At 49.2% G+C, this 3,558-nt stretch carries 3 protein-coding genes; all 3 read right to left on the bottom strand.

Features of this window, described 5'->3' with window-relative positions:
* Nucleotides 1-123: 123 nt before the first annotated feature.
* Nucleotides 124-1,428, bottom strand: a complete 1,305-nt coding sequence (locus tag AAF564_26465; GenBank protein ID MEM8489118.1) for a hypothetical protein — start codon at nucleotides 1,426-1,428, stop codon at nucleotides 124-126.
* Between the two features lie 129 nt (nucleotides 1,429-1,557).
* Nucleotides 1,558-1,929, bottom strand: a complete 372-nt coding sequence (locus AAF564_26460) for a DoxX family protein (GenBank protein ID MEM8489117.1) — start codon at nucleotides 1,927-1,929, stop codon at nucleotides 1,558-1,560.
* 92 nt (nucleotides 1,930-2,021) lie between these two features.
* On the bottom strand, nucleotides 2,022-3,128 hold the full coding sequence (locus tag AAF564_26455; protein MEM8489116.1) for a TlpA disulfide reductase family protein: 1,107 nt from the start codon (nucleotides 3,126-3,128) through the stop codon (nucleotides 2,022-2,024).
* Nucleotides 3,129-3,558 lie beyond the last annotated feature (430 nt).

Genomic DNA, 3,558 nt, shown 5'->3' with positions numbered 1-3,558 from the left:
TTATACGGGTTACACCCCTTATAACTGAAAAAGGCGCGCCATATTGCATGCAACTGCATACTTCAAAAAATTCTGCACACTGCGGTACGCGGCTTGCACTCTTTAATATCGCAGGCTGCACTGCTAACGTGTTGTCACATCAATCAGAAAAGGCTCAATGGCAGCCCCATCCGGTGCCCTGAATTGCGAGGTAAGCGTCATCTGTTGTCTGTGGGCGGGTTTAAGGTTAACTTCAACTTCCAATGCCGTACCATCGTCTGACCATCCAAAGACCTGTTGAATCCGCATAACATTATCTTCACCGAGCGGCCCATAGTCAAACCCTCGGAAACGCGGACTCATCGGGCGCGAAAACTGTATCGTAAGGCGGGTTGCCCCCGAGGCAATTTGCGCTGTGCCTGCATCAAAAGGAGTCACACGTACCACCCGCGGCCTGTTTGCTTCATACATATTCTGCAGGGCACGCATTGGCTGCGGGAAATAGCCTGAAGCATCTACCACGGCCTCAACGGCTGTCAGGTTCTGATAATCGAGTTCTATAAGTTCAGCAATTGCCTGCGCTTTATCAGGAGCCTTTGCGTAGTATCCTTCTGCAATCGCGTAGCCTACATAGTACCCCATGTCGCGCATCTCGAAATCGTTTGAAAAGTTGTTGTACAACCAATCATTTATGTTTGGGCTAAACATTTCGGTGATGAACCGATCACGGACCGCCGGCTCGTTCGCCTGGCCAAAAGCAACCGCCGGCGTAGGTGAGATTTTCTCTGTAGCCAGGACGGCAATATATTCAGCTACGCCTTCCTGCAATGCAATCTGTACCAGCGTGTTACCAAACGCACTTTGTTGTGTGTGCACGTACTCATGCACATTGAGAAAGGCAATGTGGGTTATCGGGTTCGCATCAAAATACACGCGCAAGTTTTCGCCCAACCTTCCCGGCAACTCGTCTGTTACCACCGCACTGTCGGCCATAGCTACTTCAGATCCGATGAATACGACATCGTCAAGCGTCATACCGTTGGTCATGAGAGCCCCCATAGTGAAGTATACGCGCGCCGGCTGCAGGGTTGGGTAGATGGCACGAAGTTTCTCCACGCCGGCGTTAATCTTCTCAGCATACGCTTCAGCACGCAGCGTATTTGGGCGCACCGAGACCCAAAACTCAGGATAACTATTGATCGCGTCGATGTACGAGGCCGCGGTATACCCTCTGCGTTGCATAATGGCTTGCAGCCCTGGTGTACCCGGTGCGATAAACAAACTATCGATCAACGCAAACTGCGTAGCACTATCGCTTACTGCTGTAATTTGATCATATGCTTTCCAAAAATTTGTGACGTCTTCTGTCACTGCAACTTGCTCAGCTGGCTGGGTACAAGCAGAAATGAACAAAAAGGTCAGGAATAATGGTATAATTGGGAATCTCATAGCAGGGGTAGTTTGCACAACATGTGCATGATGGTCATAGCTAAGCGGGGTTTATTTAGATACTTACCGCAGCTCTGATGCTGGAGTTACGTTTATACGCAGATCAAGTAGTCCAGTAATTCTCGTAATCTAGCTCGTTTGAAGCCGGTGCAGCGTTACGTGCGACGCAATAAGTAAAGCAAAAAACACAAGCAATAGACCAGTAATACCCACCCCATCTCGATGCGCAATGTGGGCCACAATCGCAGTGAGAAAAAATAATCCCACTCCTGCATATGCCCATTCTTTCATGTACATCGGCACAACAGGTAGCAACAGTGCAGCGATAGCCAATAATTTTAGAATAGCGAGCTGGATACGGAAAAAATCGGGAAAACCAAGCGCTTTAATGCCAGCAATGGCAGCTTCCTGAAAGAAATAGGTGTATGCGCTCCACAGGAGAACGGCGCAAAGCAAGCCCGTTGAGATCCAGTATATGAGCTGTAACTTTTCAGCAGTCAAGGGATATTCGAAACTCGTGAATACAACAACAGAATTTCGACCATCGCCATGCAATAGGCAAATTCAATCGGCAGCTCATAAAATTGGCGTCATTATCTGTTTAGGTGGCGCAATAAGGTTGCTTTAATTTCTTCAACGATGGCTTTGGACGTACCGATACTACGATGCACTATCTCGCCAGTATTGTTCATAACAAACACTGTGGGCGTCGGCGCAACGCCATAGTCTTTCCAGGCCGCAGGGCTGATCACTTGCAATAAATCAGGAGATACGTCGCGCGCGTTGCCAGCAGCTTCTTCAGCACTCGGCACCACACTCCACATCCGAAACTCCGAGGTGTCCCCATACGCAGCTGCGAATTCGCGTAAGTAAGGTGCAAGGTCCCGGCATCCACTGCACGTCTGCAAACAGAAAACAAGCATGGTTACCTTCCCAGTGTTCTGCGGCAAAACGACGCTTTTGCTATCAGGCCAAGTAATGCCTTCAAGCGGAGGTGCTTTCCAGCCTGGAGCAACTGGATGTTTGTCCGTGGGACTGAGCACGACTACCTGCGCTTCAAAATTGACATTATAGGTCCAAAATGGTCCGCCTAATCCAAAAGGCTGGGCAGGATCCAGGTATTTCTCATACACCCCATCTCCGTCTACGTCGGCAAATGCAAGAAATTGGTTATCCGTTAATCGGACGATCCCTACCTGTAAGTCCTCCTCTTTCGCATGCAGTGTAGCTTCCCAGAGGGTATTGATCTGCCATTCTGCATTGGCGTTTGCATGGATGCGCACCCGAATGTCAAGCGTTGCTATCTTCGCTGGTGAGGCATCAGACTCAATACGCCGCATAGGCCACTCAACATATACCATCCCACTATCTGGAAGCAGCACGGGGTCTTCATCCCGGAGCTCACCATTATCATTCCTGTCGAACAGGTAAAACAGTTGTCCGCCCGCCGTTTTACCCCGGGCACTCCAGAAATGCCCGGTAGTAGCTGCAGTCATACGCACCTTGCTGTACATCAGGGCTACATTCGAAACGCTGGGAGCTTCGGAAAAAGCAGACTGCGGCTGAAAATCAAAACCCAGGAAAATATCCTGCAACATAGCCTGGCCACTAAGATCTGTAGCAGGCTTCATCGCGATTTGATGTGTATTTTGCTGCGCAATCTGGGTATTATTGTCCTGCGCTTTGACACCAGTAGCCATGATGCATAGCGATATTAAAAACAGAGTTGGTTTCATGAAGGCCGGCAGCTAAATGTCTAATAGCATCTTAGTACTTCATGAGACACCTGCATATGCGTGAACGTTTACAAGGAAGTTAAAATTGGCTAAAATAGCCTCTCGGCAGATGCACAGGCAAGAGGCATAGTGCTCACTTGAAACGTAGCGACACACACCTGTCCCACTTTGTCGGCCTGCCGCCCCTCAAAGCGGGAGAATTGGTAGTATCATCGCCTCTGGGGAGACGTACTACATGAAATAAATGCAAAACGTAAAAAGCTGCCAAATGCGGGTTGCATTAGGCAGCTTTTTTAAGGCCTCGGCTTTTTTGAGGCGCTAAACAGTTTGACATCAATAGATACTTAGCGCAACACCAGCATCTGACGCGTATCGCGGCCGTTCGGCAGCGTCA

Source organism: Bacteroidota bacterium, assembly GCA_039111535.1.
In the GTDB taxonomy this organism is placed as follows: domain Bacteria; phylum Bacteroidota; class Rhodothermia; order Rhodothermales; family JAHQVL01; genus JBCCIM01.
The sequence above is the reverse complement of the archived record's forward strand: the minus strand, read 5'-3'. Positions and strand labels throughout refer to the sequence as shown.

What these genes read in the sequence shown, in the direction of transcription:
- AAF564_26455 (MEM8489116.1), bottom strand. Translation starts at nt 3,128, where the DNA reads ATGGCTACTGGTGTCAAAGCGCAGGACAATAATACCCAGATTGCGCAG.
- AAF564_26465 (MEM8489118.1), bottom strand. Translation starts at nt 1,428, where the DNA reads ATGAGATTCCCAATTATACCATTATTCCTGACCTTTTTGTTCATTTCT.